Here is a 20,045-nt window from a genome sequence, read left to right on the forward strand (position 1 = left end):
GCCGGCGGTCCGCCGTATCCCCGAGGCGCGGCGGACCGGCGGTCCCTCAGTAGTGCCCGACGTACCGGTAACCGGCGTTGAGGCTGCCCGGGGCGGCGTGCGCCGGTGCCAGCGCGTCGAATGGCGCCACCGTGAGGAAGCGGACGAACTGCTGGTCCGGCTCCTCGTTGGGTGCGAAGGTGAGGACGTCGATGTCGCCCGGCGCGACATCACGCTCGACCCAGTCCATCAGCGGCTGGAGGAGTTCGGGGATGCCGACCTCCGACGGGTGCGGGCTCGGCTCCGGCCCGAACAGGCAGTGGTAGCCCGCGGGCACCATGTACAGCCGCGTGAACGCCTCGCTGCCGCCGCGCCGCTGCACTGCCGCGTAGTAGTCGACGGTGGTGAACGGGGGGACGGAAGGGTCCGCCCAACCGTGGTAGAGGATCAGCTTGCCGCCCTGTGCGCGGAACTCGGACAGGTCCGGGTCGGTGGCGTTGTAGATGGCGTCGCCCAGCACGTTCAGCCGGTCGAACGTGGCCCGGGTGAACCGCACGTCGGTCAGCTGGAAATCGGTCGGCGGGTTCTGCGGGTACGCGAGGTATTTCAGGTAGTTGAGGGCGATCCTCCCGGCGTTGCCGTCCGACGGGGAGCCCGAGCGCACCACGAACTGGTCGATCCAGCCCAGCTCCGATCCGTACGGCATGCCCCCCTCGTACAGGCCGTCAGGCCCTCGGTAGAACGCCACCACGGCCGCCACCTGGGCCGCCGTGAGGCAGTCCGGCCGGTCCGTGCCACGGGGACAGCGCAGCGACGACGGCTGGAACCCGCACCGCCGCGGATCGTCGATGACCGCGCCGCACCTCCGCACAACCGCCTCGTGCAGCGCGGGAATCTTCTCCGGGCCGAGGATCTGTCGGCCTGACGCGTCCGTGTTCCGCAGGGCCACCCAGGCGTTCAGCAGCGCGAGTGGCGCCAGGTTGTGCACCGGCGCGCCGGCCAGGATGCCGTCGAAGTCGGCCGGAAACCGCTGCGCCAGCATCAACCCCTGCCGCCCGCCGGTCGAGCAGCCGTCGAAGTAGCGGTACGTCGGGCCGTGCCCGTAGTACGCGACCATCACCGCGTCCGCGACCCTCCGCAGCCGATGCTCGGACAGCAGCCCGAACTCCAGTCGGGCCCGCGGGTCGGCACCCCAGGTCGCCGGCTCGCTGGTCTGCGGGTCGCCGGTGTGCCCGGCGTCGTCGGCGGCCAGCACGAGCCGACCGTCCCGGGCAGCCGCGCACTGGAACCCGAAGAGCGGCAGGGTCAGGTCGGGCACCTCGCCACACAGCCCGCTACAGCCCTGCTGCACGTACTGCCCCGTCCATCCGGAGACGGGGAGTTTGACGGTGAACCGCGTCTGCGGCCGGATGACCCCCTGCACGACGCAGAACTCCTGACCCTCGGCGTTCGTGTCGCGCTTCGCCGAGAACACCGACACCTGCGGGATGCGCGCCCCGGCCAGCCCCGCGCATCGGTCGGCGGGCGGGCCGGTGGTGACCGCGGGCGTGACGATCAGGGGTACGACGGTCAGCAGTGCCAGCACTGAACGGATCATGTTTCCCTCCTCTTTGGAGGGGGGTTAGGCAGGCCGGCGGGTCTGCCGGATCGGTCCCGGGACGGGACTCCCGGTCATCCCCGAGGTGGAGCGGTGCCGGGTCGGACCAGGCCGCACTCGTAGGCGAGCACCGCCGCCTGCACCCGGTCGCGCAGGCCGAGCTTGAGCAGGATCGCCGACAGGTGGGTCTTCACGGTGGCCCGGCTGAGGACCATGCGCTCCGCGATCTCGTCGTTGGAGAGTGCCCGCGCGACAAGCGTGAGCACCTCGATCTCCCGGGCGCTGAGCGCGTCGAGGGCCGGCGGGGGAGTGCCGCCGGGCAGTTCGCTGGCGAACCGGTCGAGCAGTCGCCGGGTGACGGTCGGCGCGAGCAGAGCCTCACCGCGCGCCACCACCCGTACCGCCGTGGTCAGTTCGTCGGGGCGGATGTCCTTGAGCAGGAAGCCGCTGGCGCCGGCCCGCAACGCCGCGAACACCGGCTCGTCCAGGTCGAACGTGGTCAGCATGATGATCCGCGCCGCCTGGCCGGAGGCGGCCAGCCGACGGGTCGCCTCGATGCCGTCCAGCCGGGGCATCCGTACGTCCATCAGGATCACGTCCGGTCGCAGGCGCTCCGCGAGCGCGACGGCCTCCAGACCGTCGCCCGCCTCGCCGACCACCTCGAGATCCGCGCGGCTCTCGATGATCATCGCGAAGCCGGCTCGGACGAGGGCCTGGTCGTCGGCGATCAACACCCGGATGGCGGCCGTCGTCATGCCGAGGTGAGCGGCAGGTCCGCCCGTACCCGAAAGCCGCCGCCCGGCACCGGCCCGGCGTCCAGCGTCCCGCCCAGCAGCCGGGCCCGTTCCTGCATCCCCACGATGCCGCGGTGGGCGGAACGGTCGACCCGGCCGACCGGACGGGCCGGCCCGTCGTCGCGGATCTCCAACCGCACCGACCGGGGCGAGCACCGCACCGTCACCCGGGCCAGGGTGGCCTGGCTGTGCCGCAGGGTGTTGGTCAGCGACTCCTGCACGATCCGGTACGAAGAGAGGTCCACCGCCGCCGGCAACGTCGACACGGCCGGCTTCCGATCCAGCTCGACGGTCAGCCCGGTGGCCCGCAGCGACGCCGCGAGGGTGTCCAGTTGCGCAAGACCGGGCTGCGGGGTGGCCGGGTCGGGCCCGGTGTCGGCGCTCATCGTCTGCAACAACATCCGCAGTTCGGAAAGGGTGGACCGGGCCGCCAAGTCGATCGAGGTGAGCGCCGCGCGGGCCAGGTCCGGCCGACGGTCGAAGACGTCCTGCGCGGCACCGGCCTGCACCACGATCACCGACACCGTGTGGGCCAGCACGTCGTGCAACTCACGGGCGATCCGTTCGCGCTCCAGGGCGACGATGCGGCGCTCGGAGTCCTGCCGGCGCAGCGCGCGGGTCCGGCCCAGCTCACCGAGGGCCCAACCGAGCGCCGGGCCGGCGACCGCGAGCAGCACGTTGCGCCAGTCGCCGTGCGCCAGCTTCCACGGCGTACCGGCCAGCAGCAGGCCGAGCACCCACAGCGACCGCGACGGCGATCGCCTCCGCGCGTACCCGGCCAACACGGCGGCGACCTGACCGAGCCAACCGATGTCCGGACTGAGCGACTCGATGCCGACCCCGGCGAGGACGGCCGCCGCCATCGCGGCCTCCGGGTGGCGACGCAGCACCGCGATGGTGCTGGCCTGCACCGCCGCCAGCACGAGGGCGGCGGCGTACCCGATGGGGTGTTGCGGGCCGTTCGGCGTGACCACGATCAGTGTCGCGAGCACGACGAACAGGCCGACGGCGACTCGCAGTTCGGGCCGGCATCCGCGCAGGAGTCCGCCGGATGTACGCACCCGCTGATCGTAGGCAGCACACGATCGGCGGTCATCGGCCGCGGGAACGACGAAGCGGTCCGTCCGGAGACGGACCGCCCGCGTCGCGGCCGAGACCAGCGGCTCAGCCGAAGCGGCCGGTGATGTAGTCCTCGGTCTTCTTCACGCTCGGGTTGCTGAAGATCTTCTGGGTGTTGTCGTACTCGATAAGCCGGCCCGGGTCGCCGGTCTTCTCGATCGAGAAGAAGGCGGTCCGGTCCGACACCCGCGCGGCCTGCTGCATGTTGTGCGTCACGATGATGATCGTGAACTTGTCCTTGAGCTGGAACATCAGGTCCTCGATCGCCAGCGTGGAGATCGGGTCCAGGGCCGAGCAGGGCTCGTCCATCAGGACGACCTGCGGCTCGACCGCGATGGTCCGGGCGATGCAGAGCCGCTGCTGCTGACCGCCGGAGAGACCAGCGCCGGGCTTGCCCAGCCGGTCCTTGACCTCGTCCCACAGGTTCGCCGAGCGCAGCGCCTTCTCGGCCGCGTCCTCCAGGATCGACTTCTTGCGGACGCCGTTGAGCTTCAGCCCCGCCACCACGTTCTCGAAGATGCTCATGGTGGGGAAGGGGTTGGGCCGCTGGAAGACCATGCCGATCGTGCGCCGAACCGCGGTGACGTCCACCTCCCGGTGGTAGATGTCCTGGTCGTCGATGGTCAGGCTGCCCTCGACCCGGGCACCCGGCAGCACCTCGTGCATCCGGTTGATCGACCGCAGGAACGTCGACTTGCCGCAACCGGACGGCCCGATCAGGGCGGTGACGGTCTTCGGCTCGACGGTCAGGTTGATGTTCTCGATCGCCTTGAACCCGCCGTAGTACGCGGTGACGTTCGAGGCGGAGACGCGCTTGGCCATGGTGGTACCTCCGGGGTTCATCGGCTGAGCCTGTTGCGACGGGCCAGCAACTTCGCCGCGATCGTCAGGATGAGCACGAGGGCGACCAGGGTGAGTGCCGCGGTCCACGCGCGGTCCGGTGCGTACTTCGACGCGTTGCCGGCCTGCTGGTAGACGTAGAGCGAGAGAGACGACTGGTTGTTCTCGAACGGGTTGAAGTTGATCGCGGCGCCACCGCCGGCGATCAGCAGCACCGGGGCGGTCTCGCCAGCCGCGCGGGCGATGGCGAGCATGACGCCGGTGACGATGCCCGGGAGCGCGGTGGGAAGCACCACCCGCAGGATGGTCTTCCACTTGGGCACGCCCAGGGCGTAGGCACCCTCGCGCAGCGGTGCCGGAACGAGGCGCAGCATCTCCTCGGTGGAGCGGACGATGGTCGGCAGCATCAGTACCGCGAGGGCCAGCGCGGCGGCGAAGCCGGAGAAGCTCGGCCGGCCGTCGTTGAACCACGGCGAGACGATCAGCACCCAGAACGCCAGCACGAACAGGCCGCTGACGATCGACGGGATACCTGTCATCACGTCGACGAAGAACCGGATCGCGAAGGCGAACTTGCCCCGGCCGTACTCGACGATGTAGATGGCGCAGAGCAGCCCGAGCGGCACGGTGATCAGGACGGCGATGCCGACCTGTTCCAGAGTGCCGATGATGGCGTGGTAGGCGCCGCCGTTCGGGTCGCGGGCGCCGATGTTGTTCATCGAGGTGAGGAAGAAGTCGGCATCCAGCCGCTGCACACCCTTGCTGAGCAGCGTCCAGACCACCGAGACCAGCGGCACCACGGCCAGCACGAACGCGGAGTGGATCAGCGCGCTCCAGGTGCGGTTGCGGGCCGCTCGTCGCCCCTCGACGGCGTTGGACGCCGCGAAGAGACCGACCAGGTACAGCACCGCGCCCAGCACGATGACGAGGACGGGCCCGCCGATGCTCGCTCCGTAGACGATCGCGGCGGCGAGGACCAGCGCGGCCACCGCGATGGCCGGTGCGGCGTACGCGGGCAGCCGCCGGGCCCGTAGCGTGTCCGGCTGGACCGGCGGCCGGGTGCGGTGTGAGGTGATCGTGGCGCTCATGCGGCGGACTCCGTGAACTCCCGGCGCCGGTAGATGATCGCCCGCGCGATGATGTTGACGACCAGCGTGATCGCGAACAGCACCAGACCGGACGCGATCAGAGCCCCGCGACCGGTGTCGTTCGCCTCGGCGAAGCGGTTCGCGATGTTGGCGGCGATCGTGTTGCCGCCGGACTCCAGCACGTTGAACGAGATGCTGTAGGTCGCGCCGAGGGTCAGTGCCAGCGCGATGGTCTCGCCGAGCGCCCGGCCGAGGCCGAGCATCACCGCGGCGATGATGCCGGGCCGCCCGTACGGCAGGACCGCGGTGCGCAGCATCTCCCACCGGGTGGCGCCCAGCGCGAGAGCGGCCTCCTCGTTCGCGGTCGGGGTCTGCCGGAACACCTCACGGGTCAGCGAGGTGATGATCGGCAGCACCATGATCGCCAACACCAGGGAGCCGAGCAGGATCGAGTTTCCGTACGGGCCGTCGCCGCCGAAGATCGGGATCCAGCCGAAGTACGTGTTCAGCCAGCCGGAGAGATCGGTGACCGGGCCGATGAGGTAGTCCCGCCCCCAGAGGCCGAACACCACGCTCGGCACGGCGGCCAGCAGGTCGATCAGGAAGCCGAGTGCGTTGCCGAGCCGCCGGGGCGCGTAGTGGGACAGGTAGAGCGCGATGCCCATCGCCACCGGCACCGCCATGAGCAGCGCCAGTGCGGCCGTGAGCACCGTACCGAAGGCGAGCGCGCCGATGCCGAACGTGGGCGGATCGTCGTTCGGGAACCAGCCCTCGTAGGTCCAGAAGCTGGCGGAGTTGGCCCGCAGCGCCGGAATCGCCTTGGCGATCAGGAAGACCGCGATGGCGACGATGATGACCAGGACCGTCGTGCCGGCGGCCAGGGTGAGGCCGTGGAAGGCCCGCTCGGCGCCGAAGGCGCGGGCCCGGGGCAGCGCGCCACCGCCGCCCAGGCCGGAACCGTCAGGGGAACGGGTGCTGACTGGTGCCTCGGCCACACGCGCCGAGGCACCGGCGGGCCACTCGTGACTCTGGGTCACGCGCGTCCCGCCGGTGCCGGCGTCGGCCGAGCGGTGAGGGGTTTCACCCATCTGCTCGCTCGATTCGGTTGCGGAGGTGGTGGGTTCGGGTCAGGAGAGGTTCTTGACCGCGGTCTCGACCTTGGTGCGGACCGTCTCCGGCAGCGGGGCGTAGCCCAGCTCGGTGAGAGAGGTCTGGCCCTCGGCGCTGGCGGCGTGGCCGAGCAGGCCCTTGACCAGCTTCAGCTTGTCGGCTGCGAGGCCCTTGCTGCAGACGACCTCGTACGTCGCCAGGACGATCGGGTACGCCCCGGCCTCCTTGGTGTTGTAGTCGATCGACATCTTGAGGTCGTCGCCCTGGCCCTCGATCTTGGCCCCGGCGATCGTCTTGCCGGCCGACTCGGCGGTCAGCGCGGCGAACTCGCCCGCGCCGTTGCCGACCTTGGCCATCTTCAGGCTGGCGTTCTCGGCGTACGACCACTCGACGTAGCCGATGGTGCCGTCAGTGCCCTTGATCTTGCTGGCAACGCCGTCCGACTTGGCGGCGCCCACGCCACCCGGGGCCTTCCAGGCCTTCGCGTTGCCAAGGGTCCAGTCCGCCTCGGCGGTCTTGGAGAGGAACTTGGTGAAGTTGTCGGTGGTGCCCGACTCGTCCGAGCGGTGCACCGCCTGGATGGCGGTCGACGGCAGCTTGGCGTCCGGGTTGTCGGCCTTGATCGCCGGGTCGTCCCACTTGGTCACCTTGCCGGCGAAGATCTTCGCCAGGGTGGCCGGCTTGACCTGGAGGTTGTCCACGCCGTTGAGGTTGTAGGCGATGGCCACCGGGCCGATCACCATCGGCAGGTTGATCGCGGCGCCACCGGCGCACTTGGCGTCGGCCTTCGGCTGCTCCTCCGGCTTGAGCGCGGAGTCGGAGCCGGCGAAGTCTGCGGTGCCGTTGATGAACGCCGTGATGCCGGCGCCGGAGCCGGAGGGCTCGTAGTTGATCGTGACGCCCTGGCACTTCTGCTGGTACGCCTTGATCCACTCGTCCATGGCGTTCTTCTGTGCCGACGAACCCTGGGCGTTCACCGTGCCGGTGGCGCAGTCGGCCGCGGCGGCCGAGCCCGAAGCGCTGGTGCTGGGCTCGTTGTTGTCCGAGCCGCAAGCACTGAGACCGAGCGTCGCAGTAAGAGCGAGGCAGGCAAGAGTGCCGTACCGCTGGAGCTTCACCTGAGGGGTTTCCCTTCGCGTCTGACTTGGCACCCCGATGCCGGGGCCCGAGGACCGGCACTGACCGGCTGACACGAAAGTTAGAAGTGCCAGGTAGCCGGTTCGCCGGTCGCAAGTGAACGCAGGGTGAACACGTACGGCCCTCAAGATGACCGCTTGCTGAGGGTGAGTTGTCCGTTAAGTGAACCGGGAGGCACCTGTCGGATGTATGGGTATATTTCCGGTTCGGTGTTATGCCGCCGAAGCCCGGCCGTTACCGCACGGTGATCGGCCGGGGAGCGGGTCGACGGTCAGCCCAGGTGGTAGTTGATGTGCGCGGACCAGCGGGCGAAGCCCAGCCGCTCGTAGAGCGCGACCGCCCCGGCGTTCGACTCGTCCACGTAGAGCATCACCCGGTCCAGACCCCGTCTGTCCCGCAGGTACGCGAGCCCGGCGGTGGTCAGGGCCCGCCCGAGCCCGCCACCGTGCGCGGTCGGCTCCACGCCCAGCACGTACACCTCACCGATCCGGGCCGACCCCGGGCGCTCGTGCACCTTGGTCCAGTGGAAGCCGAGCAGTCGACCGGTCGCGGTCTCCTCGGCGAGCAGGAAGCCGTCCGGGTCGAACCACGGCTCGGCGAGGCGGACACGCAGGTCGTCCGAGGTCCACCGCCCCTGCTCGGGGTGCTCGGCGAAGGCGCGTGAGTTGAGGGTCAGCCAGGCCCCGTCGTCCGCCCCGGGTCGGAACGCGCGCAGCACCACCCCGTCGGGCAGACGCGGCTCGCCCAGCGGGGCGGCCAGCGGCCGGCGCAACTGCCAGAGCACCCGGGCCCGGGTGAACCCGAGGTCGACACCGAGCGCCGCGGCCGACGGGTGGTCGCCGCGCGCCCACGCCCGCAGCGGCCCGGTGGCCGAGGCGAGTACGCCCCGGGCCAGCGCCCGACCGGTGCCCCGCCGCCGGTACGCGGGGTGCACCACCAGCTCGACCCCGATCCCGCCGACCGGGTCGGTGGTGTCCAGGTGTGCGTACCCGGTGAGGGTGCCGTCGTCGGCGCGGGCGATCAGGTGCAGGGCGGGGGCGTCCGGGTCGCGCAGGCGGAGCAGGACGTGCTCGTCGAGCGGGTCCGCGCCGTCGGTGTCGCCCGCGGAACTGGCAAGGGCCAACACGTCGATGATCTCCGCCGGTGCCAGTCGGTCGGTCCGGGTCACCTGGTCGCTGGTCGGCTCCGCGCTGCTCATCCCGTCACCGTATCCCCGCTGCGTCTCGGAACGCCCGGACCGTCGCCGTAAAGCCGCGCCTCAGGTCGGGTCGGTGGGCAGAGCCTCCAGCTCGAACCGCGAGGTCAGGTCGGGCAGGATCTGGCGCAGCGCGTCCACCGTGCCCTGTCGGTTGCCGCCGGCGTCGTGCAGCAGCACCACCGAACCCGGTGCGGCCTGGGTCAACACGGTCGCGGTGATCTTGCTGGCGCCGGGGAGTTCCCAATCCGACGGGTCCACCGACCAGTGCAGCGGGGTCATGCCGAGTTGCCGGGCCACCGTCACCACGGGGTACGTCCAGGCACCGCCCGGCTGGCGGTACCAGACGATAGGCGCGTTCGGCGCCGCTGCCCGGATCGCCTCGTTGGTGCGCAGGAGGTCGGAGCGGATGGCGTCGGCCGACCGGGCACCCAGGCCGACGTCGTGGTGCCACGAGTGGTTGCACAGGGTGTGTCCCTCGGCGACGATCGCCTGGATCAGGTCGGGGTGGTTCTGCGCGTTCTCGCCGACCACGCAGAACGTGGCCCGCACGTCGAATTCGCGCAGCGTGGCGAGGACCTGCGGGGTGTACCGCGGGTCCGGCCCGTCGTCGAACGTCAGCGCGATCCGTCGGGAGCCGGAGGTGGCGTGCGCGCCGAACAGGTTGTCGCCGCCGGCGTCCTGCCCCGTGCCGTCCTGACCGGTCTCGGCGGGGCCGGAGCTGGCACTCGGGGTGCCGCTCGGCTCGCCGCCGCCGGGCTGGTCGGCGTAGTGCGGCCCGTCGGCGTTCGTCGTGGCCCCGGTGGAATGCCCCGGGACCTGGTCGGGGACCAGGCTGCGGCCCAGCGCGTACGCCGAGCCGAGCAGGGCGGCCACCACCACCGTCACGATCCCCGCCGCCCGCACGGTCGTGTTGCCCCGCGTCACGGCGTCTGCCCGGCTGGCCGGTCAGGCCGGCCCTTCGCCCCCGTGGTCACTGCGCGCACGGTCGCCCCTTTCTCCGACAAACCCGGCAGTCAGAATAGGACTGCCAAGCTGCGCAAAAAGGGCATATGGGAAATTGGCCGGGGCGACTCGCTGATCAGACGGGCAGTGGCGCGTGCTCCGCCTCGGACAGCGAACGCGACGGCGGGACGACGAACTTGTAGCCGACCTGGCGCACGGTGCCGATCATCGACTCGTACTCCGAGCCGAGCTTGGCGCGCAACCGCCGGACGTGCACGTCCACGGTGCGGGTGCCGCCGAAGTAGTCGTAGCCCCAGACCTCGCGCAGGAGCTGGTCGCGGGTGAACACCCGGCCCGGGTGCTGGGCCAGGAACTTCAACAGCTCGAACTCCTTGTAGGTGAGGTCGAGCGGGCGACCCTTGAGCTTGGCCGCGTACGTGTCCGGGTCGATGGTCAGCTCGCCGGCCCGGATCGAGCCGCCCGCGCCAGCCGTCGCGTTGCTCAGTCGGCCCACCGCCAGCCGCAGCCGTGCCTCGACCTCGGCGGGGCCGGCCGAGGCGAGGATGACGTCGTCGACGCCCCAGTCGGCGTTGAGTGCGATCAGGCCGGCCTCGGTCACCACCGCGACAAGCGGCACGCCGAGCCCGGTGGCGTGCAGCATCCGGCAGGTCGCGCGGGCCTCGCTCAGCTCCGACCGGGCGTCCACCAGCACCGCGTCCGGGCTGGGGCCCGCGACCAGGGTGCGAACATCGCGCGGCGCGGTGCGCACCGAGTGCGGCAGCAGGTCGAGTGCCGGCAGCACAGCCGACGGTTCACCTGCACGCGCGGTCACCAACAACAGGATTTCCACGATCACCTCCGTCCCGGCGGCGCTCGGCCGCACGCGACCAGACACACTCGTGAGGGAGTGCGCTGAGAAATTGCGTGGTCCCGGCGTCGCTGACGGGCGGGGTAACGGGTTGAGCGTAACCGATCGCCTCGGCCGCGCCGTCAGGCCATTTCCCGTTTGTCTACCTTGCCCCTGATCGTGGCTCAGGTTTTAACGTTGCCGAAACCCGTAACCACCGCGTCGGGCGGTCGGTCTGGCACGATCGGGTCGTGTTTCCCTCCACGTCGCCCGAGGCCGGCCGCGAATCGTGGCCCGCCGGGCCCCACCCGGGTCCGGCCGCCACACCGTCCCGCGGCCACCCGCCCGCGCCGCGTACCGGCCCGGCCACCACCGATGGCGAACGCCGTGAGCGGGGCAAGCCCCGGCGTGCCCGTCGCGCCGGTGAGCCGGCTCGCCGCTCCGAGGACGAGGTCGACGAGCCGGAGGAGGAGGTCGTACCCCCGGTCGACGTGCGACGCCAGTTGGCGGTGACCATCGCCGGCTTCGCCGCGTTGCTCGGTGTCGGTCTGGTGCTCGGCGCGCAGACGTCCGGGCCCGGTCACCGCCTGCCGTTCGCCTTCATCATCTTCGGCGTCCAGTTGTTGTTCGTGCTCGCCTGGACCATGGCGATGCGACCGCCGGCGCTGCTGGTGGTCGCCGGGATCAGCGCCGCGGTCGCGGCGCTCGTCGACATCGCCGCGGTGCAGACCGACGTCGCCGGCCTGGCGCCGCTGGGCTACCTGGCCGCCGGTGGGTTCCTCGCCGCGGTGCTCGGCCAGTTGGTCCGGCGGGTCGACCGGGTCCGGGTCACCGACTCGCTCGGCGCCACGCTGCTCATCGTGGTCGGGGTGGTGGCCTTCGGCACCCTGATCGTGCTCAGCCGGATTCCGGCCGGCACCCAGGCGATCACCGTCTGCCTGACGGCGAGCGGTGTCGCGCTGACCGTCGCCCGGTTGACCGATGCCGTGCTGCCCTGGCCCCGGCTGGCTCCCCAGGTGCCGCGGGGCGCCGCCGGTGTGGTCGCCGGCGCGATGGTCGGCACGCTCACCAGCGCGCTGCTGGGCAGCTACCTGGTGGCTCCCTTCACGCCGACCCGGGCCGCCGTGATCGGCCTGGTCGCGGCGGTCACCGCCGTCCTCTCCGATCTCGCCGTGGGGTACGCGGAGGCGGGCCGGCTGATGGCCGGCGAGACGCCCACCATGTGGGTGGCTCGGCACATGCAGGGTCCGCTCGGCGGGTTCGCCCTCGCGGCGCCTGCCGCGTACGCCATGTGCATGCTGTTCCTCTGAGTCACGGTTGAGCCCGGAGTCGGTCGGGTACCTATGGGTGCGCCGCGCTGCGGCACCGGCACGGACGACCCGCCAGCTCGGCGGGCGGAGACAGGAGGCGGCGTGGCGCAGGACTATCCGGTGGACGAGGCGCGACCCCGACGCCGTGGCCGCAAGCTGCTCATCGGGCTGTTCGTGCTGCTCCTGCTGCTGGCCGGGTTGCTGGTGGTCGCCGACCGGGTGGCGGTCGGGGTCGCCGAGCGGATGATCGGTGACCGCGTCCAGCAGGAGGTCGCCAAGCAGGGCGCGCAGTCCACCAAGCCGGACGTGGAGGTCGCCGGAGTCCCGTTCCTCACCCAGGTGCTCGACGGCCGCTATGAGCGGATCTCGATCAAGCTGCGGGACGTGCAGGCCCCGGTCGAGGGCGACACCGTGCTGCTGCCGGTGCTCAACGTGGACGCTCGCAACGTGCGGGCCGCACTGGACACCCTGCGCAGCGGCCAGGGTGACGTCGTGGCGGACACCGTCAAGGGCACGGGCACGATCAGCTACGAGAGTCTTGCCGCGCTGCTGAAGCGGCCCGGCCTCACCCTCGGCGAGCAGAACGGCAAGCTCGCCGTCACGGCCCCGGTCGACATCCTCGGTCAGAAGCTCACGGTCAGCGGCACCGCCGACGTCACGGTCGCCGACAACGGCGCGGTCGCCCTGCGTTTCAACGAGTTGGACGCCGCGGGCCTGCCGAACCTGCCGTTGGCCCGGGCCCTCGTGAGCAACTACGCCAAGAGCATCTCCATCGATGTGCCCCTGCCCGACCTGCCGTTCCAGCTCGCCGTCCGGGAGGTCCGCCCGCTGCCGGAGGGGCTGGCGGTCACCGCCGACGCGAAGAACGTACCGATCAATTCGGCCAGCTGAGTCGCGACCCGGGCCGGACGCCGGCCCGGGTCGTTCCCGGATGGTGGTCGGCTCAGTGGCAGCACTGTCACTGGCTGGTAGGCTCCCTGCTCATGGGGACCCACCTCACCAAACGGCGCGCGGTCGACCTGTGCCGCGTGGCCACCTGCCTGTGTCGCCCCGTCATCTGACGGCGGGGCTGTCTCCGGCCGCCTGACGGCGGCCACCGGCAAAGGGTTCTCGCACCCTCCGGTAAACCCACCGAACGCCCGGCAGCGGCGCCGTCGCACGAACCCGTGATCCATCCTTCCGCTGGGTCCGCGCGTGGTGCGACAGTTACACCCATCCATCTCGCGCGTTGGCTCACCATCCATCCTCACCAGGGAGTGATTCGATGAGTCGCGACACCGCACTCGTTTCGGCCGAGTGGGCCGAGAAGAACCTCGACGCCCCGGGCGTCGTCTTCGTCGAGGTCGACGAGGACACCTCGGCCTACGACACCGGCCACATCGCCGGCGCCGTCAAGATCGACTGGAAGACCGACCTGCAGGACCAGGTCCGCCGGGACTTCGTCAACAAGACCCAGTTCGAGGCGCTGCTCTCCGAGCGGGGCATCAGCAACGACGACACCGTCATCCTCTACGGCGGCAACAACAACTGGTTCGCCGCGTACGCGTACTGGTACTTCAAGCTCTACGGCCACCGCGACGTGAAGCTGCTCGACGGCGGTCGCAAGAAGTGGGAGCTGGATGCCCGCCCGCTGGTCACCGAGACGGCGGCCCGCCCGGCGACGCAGTACGTCGCGCAGGAGCCGGACACCTCCATCCGGGCCTTCCGCGACGAGGTCGTCGCCGCGATCGGCACCAAGAACCTGGTCGACGTGCGCAGCCCCGACGAGTTCGCCGGCCGCCTGCTCGCCCCCGCCCACCTGCCCCAGGAGCAGGCGCAGCGGGCCGGCCACATCCCCACCGCGATCAGCGTCCCGTGGTCCAAGGCGGCCAACGAGGACGGCACCTTCCGGTCCGACGACGAACTGCGCCGGATCTACGGCGACGCGGGCCTCGACGACGGCAAGGAGACCATCGCCTACTGCCGCATCGGCGAGCGCTCCTCGCACACCTGGTTCGTGCTCCAGGAGCTGCTGGGTCACCGCAACGTCAAGAACTACGACGGCTCCTGGACCGAGTACGGCTCGCTGGTCGGCGTGCCGGTCGCGCTCGGCGACGAACCCGGGGAGGCGTGATCATGACCCTGCCCACCGCCGCCGGGTGCGCCGCACCTGACCAGGCCGCGCCGCTGCCCGCCAGCCTGGACCTGGAGAAGGAAACCGTCATCACCGGCATCGTCCGCTCCGCCGAGGACGAGCCGGTTCCGGGCGCGTACGTCCGGCTGCTCGACTCGACCGGCGAGTTCACCGCCGAGGTGGTGACCTCGGCCGCCGGTCAGTTCCGGTTCTTCGCCGCGCCGGGTTCCTGGACGCTGCGCGCACTGTCCCGGCACGGCAACGGCGACACCGCCATCACCGCCGGTCGGGGCGTCAACGAGGTTGCCGTCACCGTCGCCTGACCCACCGCTCTGATCGACCGGGGCCGGTCACCCACACGGGTGACCGGCCCCGGTCGTCGTTTCCCCGCGGCGTCAGCCCTGTATTCCAGCTCCCCCGGTGCCCGAGCGGCGATGCCCGGAGCGTCGCGTACCGCCCTGCGCCACTCCTCCCGGCCCTCCGCCGCCAGGGCGGCGGCGCAGGCGTGACACCATGGCCGGGTGAGCGGTGCTGTCCAGACGGGTTGGGCCTCCTCGGCCGGTCCCGCCGCGCCGGCACCCGCCCGGTCGTGGCGGCGTTGGCTCCTGGCCGCGACCGTGGCCTGGGCCGTGCTGTTGGCCCTGCTCACCTGGATGTCGGTCCGCGAGGACCCACCCACCGTGCGCGAGCAGCGTTCCCTGGACCAGGCCGGTCCGGTGGTCGACCGGGCGGTCGGGGAGCTTTCCCGGGCGGCCGGCGTGGGCGGGCTGCTGGAGCTGAGCCCGCCGCGGATCGTGTCCGGCTGTCGGGTCACCCCGTTCGCCGACGGGGCGAGGCTGCGACGCGAGGTCGGCGTGCTCGCGCCCACCGGCAGCGAGCAGGCCGTCCTTGCCGGCATCGCCGATCGGCTGCCGGCCGGTTGGCGGGCCGGGGTCGGCCCCGGGCTGGACGGCCCCGAGCTGCACGCCGACGCCGGCGAGTTCGTGGCCGTCAAGGGACGGCCGACCGTGGACGGCCGGGTGCTGTTGCTCGTCGACACCGGTTGCCGGCCGGTCGGCTCCGGCTACCGGTCAGCCCAGACTCCCGCTGCCGGCCCGGAAGCCGCAGCCCTGACCGCCGCGCTGACGGCGCTCGGCCGGCCCGGCGACGCCGCGCCGGAGCTGGTCACCGCGCCCTGCCCGGGCGGTGGTTTGGCCCGCACCGCACGGTCCGCGGGCGGTCCCGGCCAGGCCGCGTCGAAGGACGCCCTCGCCCCGCTGGCCGGCAACGCCCCACTGCTGGACCAACCCCCGGTGTACGCGTACCGCGCCGGCCCGGTCACGGTGCTCGCCGACCTCGCGCCGGACGCCACCCGGCTGGCCGCCACCGTCGGCTGCCCGAGCTGAGCCGGGCAGCCCGCCCCGGTCAGCCGCCGTCCGGCTGGTCCTCCGGGTCACGGCTGCGGCCCAACGCGTCGACCATGCCCCAGCGGCCGGGGATGTCCAGCAGCTCGACCCGACCCATCCCCGGTGGCACGGCCGGGTCGATGATCAGGTGCTCGCCCTGCGGCTCCAACCCCAGCATCACCCGCAGCAACAGCAGCGGGGTGCCGGTCGACCAAGCCTGGGGGCTGCACGCGGTCGGGTACTCCACCGGGTAGTCGGTGAGGTCCCGGGCGTAGCCGGCGAACGCCTCCGGCAGCCGCCCCTCGAAGTACCGGGACGCCGCCAGCATCGTGTCGCAGAGCCTGCCGGCCTCCTCCCGGAATCCGTACCGCCACAACCCCCAGGCGATGATCGAGTTGTCGAACGGCCACACCGTGCCCACGTGGTAGCCGATCGGGTTGTAGCGCCCCTGGTCCGCGGCGAGCGTCCGCACCCCCCAGCCGGAGAACAGACGTGGCCCGAGCAGGTGCTCGACCACCTTGCCGGCACGCGACTCGTCCACGATGCCGCTCCACAGCAGGTGCCCGATGTTCGAGGTCAGCGCGTCCACCTGCCGGCCGTCGGCGTCCAACGCGAGCGCGTAGTACTCGCGGTCGGCGATCCAGAAGTCACGGTCGAACCGCCGTTTGAGATCGGCGGCCTGCCGCTCCAACTCGTCGGCGTACTCCGGGTCGTTCCAGAACGTCCGGGCCAGCCGGGCCGCCCGGATCTTCGCGTCGTACGCATACCCCTGCAACTCGCAGGTGGCCCGGGGGAAGTCGGGCAGTTGGCCGTCGGCGTACGAGATGGCGTCCCAGGAGTCCTTCCAGCACTGGTTCTGTAGGCCGGTCTCCGGGTTGCGGGTCTGATACCAGAGGTAGCCGGTGCCGAGCAGGTCCCCGTAGGTGTCGATCCACTGCAACGCCGCGCGGACCTGCGGCTCCAGCCGGCGTACCAGCGTGGAGTCACCCGTCCAACGCTCGTACTCGTCGACCAGGATGACGAACAGCGGCGTCGAGTCGGCCGACCCGTAGTACGGCGAGTGTGGCTGCTCCTCGAAGCCGGCGGTCTCCCCGTACCGCAGCTCGTGCAGGATCTTGCCGGGCTCCTCGTCCCGGAAGTCGTCCACCCGGTGCCCCTGTAGTCCGGCCAGCATCAGGATGGTCGGCGGGACCAGCTCCGGCAGGAACGGCAGCACCTGTAGTGAGGTGATGATGCTGTCCCGGCCGAACAGGGTCATGAACCAGGGCAGTCCCGCGGCGATCAGCCGCACGCCCAGGGCGATCGACTCGTAGCGCAGGGCGGCCAGGTCGTTGAGGCTGCGCCGGTACGCCCCGGCCAACGGCTCGCAGTCACACCCGAGCTTCGGCGCCCGGTCGATCAGCTCCTGCTGCTCGGCCCGGATGGCGTCCGCGTTGCGGCTGCCCCCGTACGGCAGGGTGGCCCGGATGTCCTGGCCACGCGCCCCGTAGACGACGCTGGACACGTGCAGTCGGGTGGTCCACGCGCTGTTGCGGGCGATCCGGACCTGAAAGGTCATTCCGGTGGCGTCGACCTGCGCGGGCGTGCTCGTGGTGACCACCATCTCCCGGTGGAACGCCTCCCGCCGGTACGTCAGCCGCAGCTCGTTCTCGGCGACCGAGACGGTGGTCCGGCCCCGCTTCTGCCGAGAATTCTTGATCTCGAACAGGTCGGCGAAGTCGGCTCCCACCTCGATGCGGATGGTGCACTCGGACTCCGCGCCGAGGTGGTTCAGCACGGTCAGCTCCTCCTCGAAGCTGCCCACGATCGCCCGGCTGCGGATCACCGACGCCTTCGCGTCCAGATAGTGCGTGGGTTCCCCGGGGGCGAGGAAGAACTTGGTGCGGTACGACTCGGTGTCGTCGACGGAGAGGGCGTGCAGGCGTTCGCCGTCCAGGGTGAGCACCCAGGTGGACAGGAACCGGGTGTCGAAGGAGAACAGCCCGGTGGGGAAGTCGTAGGACGGTTCGATGTCTCCCCGCCGGTCACTGACCAGGAAGGTGTTGCCGTCCAGGATGCTGACGAGTTCCTTCACGCCAGCCGTCCGGCTGCTCGGCGCGCCGTTTCGCGGGGGTCGCGGGTGCCGGGCGGGTTCGGGAAGAACCGCCGGAAGGCGAGGAAGAGCACCACGTTGCCGCTGAACGTGCTCTCGTTGCGCAGCACCGCGGCGACACCCTGGGCCTCACCGGCGATCAGCCGGTCGAAGAGCGCGGCGCTGCTGTACCAGATCGCGTCGGCCGGCCCACGCCCGCGGTTGACCTGCACCGACCCGGGCCGCATCCGGACCAGCCAGTGCTCGGTCCGGTGGTCGTCGCCGAGGTCGATCTGCAGGGTCCCGTCGGCCAGGCCGCCCAGGATGTCGGGGGCGCGCGACGGCAGTGCTTCGAAGAACCTCTCCGTCGCCTCGGTCACATCCGAATCGTAGGCAGCCGCCCGAGTTGTCGGGTCGGTATCGGCACTCCGCTCGAATCGACGGACCGCGTCCGCTGGTCAGTAGACGAGCGCCTGCGCCCCCTCGGCCATCGCCTCCTCGACGAAGACCGCGGCACCCGCGATCCGGACCCCGGGCAGGACGTCGTCCGGGCCGATCTCCCGTCGGGCCGCGCACTGGGTGCAGGCGGTCACCCGGCCGCTGGTCAGGATGACGTGCAACAACTCGGCCAGCGGTGCGGAGTGCGGCAGCTCGAACTGTTGTGCACGACCGGGCAGGGCGAACCAGGTCGACTCACCGGTCAACCAGAGCGACACGTCCACCCCGGCCGCGACGGCCGTCGCGGCGACCGTGAATGCCTGTGCGCACCGCTCCGGGGCGTCCGCCCCCGCGGTGACCTTGACGACGAGAGTGCGGGCCATGTGGCCCAGCATAGGATGGTCGGGATGGTTACCGAGATCGGGTTTGTCAGCCTGTTGGTCGCTGGCCTGGGCGGGCTCGCCGGTGGCCTGGTCTACCTTGCCGTACGCATTTCGAGAGGACGCTGGTGAGCGCGAGGAGTGAGCCGGGTCTGCGAGCCCCGCAGTCGCGAACGAAGGTGGCCCTGTGAGCGAGAACCCGCTGCAGCCGCCGTGGCTGAACGCGCCGCCGGTCGAGGAGTACCCGTTCGAGGAGAGTCACGACCTGCGGGTCGGGCCGAAGCTGCATCCCGCGCTGGACGGCCTGTTGCCCTACGTCGGTCTGTGGCGTGGCCGGGGCAAGGGTGGTTTCCCCACCATCGAGGATTTCGACTACGCGCAGGAGATCCGGATCAGCCACGACGGCCGACCGTTCCTGCACTACGAGTCCCGTGCCTGGATCCTGGACGAGCAGAGCAGGCCGGTCCGTCCGGCCGGTCGTGAGATCGGCTGGTGGCGACCGGTGTTGGTGGACGGTCGGGCGACCGACGAGCTGGAGGTGCTGCTGACCACGCCGACCGGGGTGATGGAGCTGCACCTGGGCAAGCGCACCGGCACGCAGGTGGAGTTCGCCACCGACGCGGTGGTCCGCACTCCGACCGCCAAGGAGGTCACCGGCGGTAAGCGGCTCTTCGGCATCGTCGAGGGCGCGCTGCTCTACGCCCAGGAGATGGCGGCGATGGGGCACGGGCTCAGCCCGCACCTCTCCGCCCGGCTCGTCCGGGTCGGCGGCTGACTAGACGGGGTAACCCAGCAGGGACTGTAGGGCGGGGGTGCGCGGGCAACGGTCCCGGCGCACCCCGTCCAGCGTGTGGACCTCGACGGCACCGCGCACGGACGAGGTGAACCACACGCCGTCCGCCGCGTGTAGCTCGGCGGTGGTGACCATCCGCTCGGCGGCGCTCAGGCCCAGCTCTCCGGCGTGGGCGAGCAGCCAGGCGACTGTCGTGCCGGCGAGGATGCCGGTGGTGGCGGCCGGCACCGTGCAGAGTGTGTCGTCGGTGAGCCACACCACGTTGGCCCAGGGGCCCTCCAGGGCGTACCCGTCGGAGGAGACCCACAGCACGTCGTCCACCCCGGCCCGGGTGGCCCAGCGGCGGGCGGCGCTGTTGACCGCGTACGACGTGGATTTGATCCCGGCCGGCAGCCAGCTCAGCCCGTTGCGGGCGTCGGCGGGCACCCCGAGCGGCAGGGTGGCCACCCGGATCCCGTCTCGGCGGGCTGCCCGGGAGGTCGCCGGCACCTCGGCCAGCGTGGCGTAGACCGTCGGCGGTCCGCCGCCCTCCGGGCCTCGTGTGCAGACCAGCCGAAGTGCCCCTTCCACGGCCGCTGGCCAGCCTGCGCGTACCTCGTCGAGCAGGTCGATCAACGCCGCGGTGGGCGGCACGGCCAGTTCGACGGCGTCGGCCGCCGCGACCAGGCGGGCCAGGTGTTCGTCGCGTAGCCACGGCCGGCCCTGACGCAGGTGCATGGTCTCGAAGAGGCCGTCGCCACGGAGGACGCCGAGGTCGTCACCGCGGAGCACCGGATCGCCGGCCGCCACCGGGCCGCGCCCGAGGACGGCGATTCGCGCGGTCGGCGGGGCCGCGGCCTTGCCGGTGGGCGACGTCACCATGGCTGTCGAGCGTAGCGGCGGTCGATCGCGGTGCACCGGCCGG

General features: G+C 71.4%; 22 protein-coding genes. 8 read left to right on the plus strand and 14 right to left on the minus strand.

Annotation, left to right across the window (positions count from 1 at the left end):
* Positions 1-46 precede the first annotated feature (46 nt).
* The 10 genes from ACGFIW_RS14680 to ACGFIW_RS14725 form a co-directional block, all read right to left on the minus strand.
* Positions 47-1,576, minus strand: coding sequence for a tannase/feruloyl esterase family alpha/beta hydrolase (locus ACGFIW_RS14680; protein ID WP_393314783.1), 1,530 nt, complete (start codon positions 1,574-1,576; stop codon positions 47-49).
* Between the two features lie 74 nt (positions 1,577-1,650).
* Positions 1,651-2,331 carry a response regulator gene (locus ACGFIW_RS14685; RefSeq protein WP_393314785.1) on the minus strand — a complete coding sequence of 227 codons (681 nt, stop codon included), beginning with the start codon at positions 2,329-2,331 and terminating at the stop codon, positions 1,651-1,653.
* Positions 2,328-3,431, minus strand: coding sequence for a sensor histidine kinase (locus tag ACGFIW_RS14690; RefSeq protein WP_393314788.1), 1,104 nt, complete (start codon positions 3,429-3,431; stop codon positions 2,328-2,330). The genes ACGFIW_RS14685 and ACGFIW_RS14690 overlap by 4 nt, the downstream gene beginning before the upstream one ends.
* A 103-nt stretch (positions 3,432-3,534) precedes the next feature.
* Entirely contained in the window at positions 3,535-4,311 is a 777-nt protein-coding gene (gene pstB, locus ACGFIW_RS14695) for a phosphate ABC transporter ATP-binding protein PstB (RefSeq protein ID WP_357068446.1), read from the minus strand.
* Between the two features lie 17 nt (positions 4,312-4,328).
* On the minus strand, positions 4,329-5,417 hold the full coding sequence (gene pstA / locus ACGFIW_RS14700; RefSeq protein ID WP_357068211.1) for a phosphate ABC transporter permease PstA: 1,089 nt from the start codon (positions 5,415-5,417) through the stop codon (positions 4,329-4,331).
* A complete protein-coding gene (pstC, locus tag ACGFIW_RS14705; RefSeq protein ID WP_393314791.1) occupies positions 5,414-6,505 on the minus strand; it encodes a phosphate ABC transporter permease subunit PstC in 1,092 nt (363 codons plus the stop codon). Before pstC ends, pstA begins: the two co-directional genes overlap by 4 nt.
* Before the next feature lie 39 nt (positions 6,506-6,544).
* On the minus strand, positions 6,545-7,645 hold the full coding sequence (pstS, locus tag ACGFIW_RS14710; RefSeq protein WP_393314794.1) for a phosphate ABC transporter substrate-binding protein PstS: 1,101 nt from the start codon (positions 7,643-7,645) through the stop codon (positions 6,545-6,547).
* A gap of 290 nt (positions 7,646-7,935) precedes the next feature.
* Positions 7,936-8,862: a mycothiol synthase gene (mshD, locus tag ACGFIW_RS14715; protein ID WP_393314797.1), complete on the minus strand. Its 927-nt coding sequence runs from the start codon at positions 8,860-8,862 to the stop codon at positions 7,936-7,938.
* A gap of 60 nt (positions 8,863-8,922) precedes the next feature.
* Positions 8,923-9,786 (minus strand): polysaccharide deacetylase family protein, encoded by an 864-nt coding sequence (locus tag ACGFIW_RS14720; protein WP_393314800.1) that lies wholly within the window; start codon positions 9,784-9,786, stop codon positions 8,923-8,925.
* A gap of 154 nt (positions 9,787-9,940) precedes the next feature.
* Positions 9,941-10,660 carry a winged-helix domain-containing protein gene (locus ACGFIW_RS14725; protein ID WP_393314803.1) on the minus strand — a complete coding sequence of 240 codons (720 nt, stop codon included), beginning with the start codon at positions 10,658-10,660 and terminating at the stop codon, positions 9,941-9,943.
* Between the two features lie 242 nt (positions 10,661-10,902).
* Between ACGFIW_RS14725 and ACGFIW_RS14730 the strand changes: the two genes are divergently transcribed.
* The 6 genes from ACGFIW_RS14730 (at position 10,903) to ACGFIW_RS14755 (ending at position 15,459) form a co-directional block, all read left to right on the plus strand.
* On the plus strand, positions 10,903-11,961 hold the full coding sequence (locus ACGFIW_RS14730) for a hypothetical protein (protein WP_393314806.1): 1,059 nt from the start codon (positions 10,903-10,905) through the stop codon (positions 11,959-11,961).
* Between the two features lie 102 nt (positions 11,962-12,063).
* Positions 12,064-12,852 (plus strand): DUF2993 domain-containing protein, encoded by a 789-nt coding sequence (locus tag ACGFIW_RS14735; RefSeq protein WP_393314809.1) that lies wholly within the window; start codon positions 12,064-12,066, stop codon positions 12,850-12,852.
* Positions 12,853-12,944: 92 nt separating this feature from the next.
* The gene (locus ACGFIW_RS14740) at positions 12,945-13,022 is read left to right on the plus strand and encodes an Ms5788A family Cys-rich leader peptide (protein WP_310503780.1); all 78 of its coding nucleotides are present in this window, start codon (positions 12,945-12,947) and stop codon (positions 13,020-13,022) included.
* A 203-nt stretch (positions 13,023-13,225) separates the two neighbouring features.
* Positions 13,226-14,074 carry a sulfurtransferase gene (locus ACGFIW_RS14745; RefSeq protein WP_393314812.1) on the plus strand — a complete coding sequence of 283 codons (849 nt, stop codon included), beginning with the start codon at positions 13,226-13,228 and terminating at the stop codon, positions 14,072-14,074.
* A 2-nt stretch (positions 14,075-14,076) separates the two neighbouring features.
* A complete protein-coding gene (locus ACGFIW_RS14750; RefSeq protein WP_393244216.1) occupies positions 14,077-14,397 on the plus strand; it encodes a DUF1416 domain-containing protein in 321 nt (106 codons plus the stop codon).
* Between the two features lie 198 nt (positions 14,398-14,595).
* On the plus strand, positions 14,596-15,459 hold the full coding sequence (locus tag ACGFIW_RS14755; RefSeq protein WP_393314815.1) for a hypothetical protein: 864 nt from the start codon (positions 14,596-14,598) through the stop codon (positions 15,457-15,459).
* A 19-nt stretch (positions 15,460-15,478) separates the two neighbouring features.
* On the opposite strand, the gene ACGFIW_RS14760 is transcribed toward ACGFIW_RS14755, so the two are convergent.
* The 3 genes from ACGFIW_RS14760 to ACGFIW_RS14770 form a co-directional block, all read right to left on the minus strand.
* Positions 15,479-17,533: a glycogen debranching N-terminal domain-containing protein gene (locus tag ACGFIW_RS14760; protein ID WP_393314818.1), complete on the minus strand. Its 2,055-nt coding sequence runs from the start codon at positions 17,531-17,533 to the stop codon at positions 15,479-15,481.
* A complete protein-coding gene (locus tag ACGFIW_RS14765) occupies positions 17,530-17,910 on the minus strand; it encodes an SCP2 sterol-binding domain-containing protein (protein ID WP_393314820.1) in 381 nt (126 codons plus the stop codon). The genes ACGFIW_RS14760 and ACGFIW_RS14765 overlap by 4 nt, the downstream gene beginning before the upstream one ends.
* A 78-nt stretch (positions 17,911-17,988) precedes the next feature.
* A complete protein-coding gene (locus ACGFIW_RS14770; RefSeq protein WP_204942287.1) occupies positions 17,989-18,363 on the minus strand; it encodes a DsrE family protein in 375 nt (124 codons plus the stop codon).
* Between the two features lie 12 nt (positions 18,364-18,375).
* Here ACGFIW_RS14770 and mtfM point away from each other — a divergent pair, with 12 nt between their 5' ends.
* Both mtfM and ACGFIW_RS14780 read left to right on the plus strand, forming a co-directional pair.
* A complete protein-coding gene (gene mtfM / locus ACGFIW_RS14775) occupies positions 18,376-18,480 on the plus strand; it encodes a small membrane protein MtfM (RefSeq protein ID WP_030327764.1) in 105 nt (34 codons plus the stop codon).
* Between the two features lie 55 nt (positions 18,481-18,535).
* Positions 18,536-19,123 (plus strand): FABP family protein, encoded by a 588-nt coding sequence (locus tag ACGFIW_RS14780; protein ID WP_393314823.1) that lies wholly within the window; start codon positions 18,536-18,538, stop codon positions 19,121-19,123.
* Here the strand turns inward: ACGFIW_RS14780 and ACGFIW_RS14785 are convergent, their stop codons facing one another.
* Positions 19,124-20,002, minus strand: coding sequence for an aminotransferase class IV (locus tag ACGFIW_RS14785; protein ID WP_393314826.1), 879 nt, complete (start codon positions 20,000-20,002; stop codon positions 19,124-19,126).
* Between the last annotated feature and the right edge of the window lie 43 nt (positions 20,003-20,045).

Origin of the sequence: Micromonospora sp. NPDC048935 (assembly GCF_043197875.1) — a bacterium.
GTDB lineage: Bacteria > Actinomycetota > Actinomycetes > Mycobacteriales > Micromonosporaceae > Micromonospora.